Source organism: Vibrio sp. 970 (assembly GCF_033339075.1).
Genome location: NZ_JAWOTW010000151.1, coordinates 1 through 876, shown reverse-complemented (window position 1 = coordinate 876; position 876 = coordinate 1). Strand labels below are relative to the sequence as shown.

Here is an 876-nt window from a genome sequence, read left to right as displayed (position 1 = left end):
TTCATGCCGCCTGTTTTTCCTGCTCATTGGCACGTTTCGCAACCTGTTCTCATTGCGGACACCTTTTCCAGCCTCGTTTGGAAAGTTTCATTGCCAGACGGGACTCCTGCAATCGTCAAGGGATTGAAACCTATAGAAGACATTGCTGATGAACTGCGCGGGGCCGACTATCTGGTATGGCGCAATGGGAGGGGAGCAGTCCGGTTGCTCGGTCGTGAGAACAATCTGATGTTGCTCGAATATGCCGGGGAGCGAATGCTCTCTCACATCGTTGCCGAGCACGGCGACTACCAGGCGACCGAAATTGCAGCGGAACTAATGGCGAAGCTGTATGCCGCATCTGAGGAACCCCTGCCTTCTGCCCTTCTCCCGATCCGGGATCGCTTTGCAGCTTTGTTTCAGCGGGCGCGCGATGATCAAAACGCAGGTTGTCAAACTGACTACGTCCACGCGGCGATTATAGCCGATCAAATGATGAGCAATGCCTCGGAACTGCGTGGGCTACATGGCGATCTGCATCATGAAAACATCATGTTCTCCAGTCGCGGCTGGCTGGTGATAGATCCCGTCGGTCTGGTCGGTGAAGTGGGCTTTGGCGCCGCCAATATGTTCTACGATCCGGCTGACAGAGACGACCTTTGTCTCGATCCTAGACGCATTGCACAGATGGCGGACGCATTCTCTCGTGCGCTGGACGTCGATCCGCGTCGCCTGCTCGACCAGGCGTACGCTTATGGGTGCCTTTCCGCAGCTTGGAACGCGGATGGAGAAGAGGAGCAACGCGATCTAGCTATCGCGGCCGCGATCAAGCAGGTGCGACAGACGTCATACTAGATATCAAGCGACTTCTCCTATCCCCTGGGAACACATCAATCT

1 protein-coding gene is annotated in these 876 nt (G+C 55.5%); it reads left to right on the top strand.

The window, feature by feature from the left end; all coding sequences use genetic code 11:
• Positions 1 to 834: APH(6)-I family aminoglycoside O-phosphotransferase (locus R7Q11_RS25335; protein WP_000408210.1), on the top strand; the 834-nt coding region annotated here is incomplete at its 5' end.
• Positions 835 to 876 lie beyond the last annotated feature (42 nt).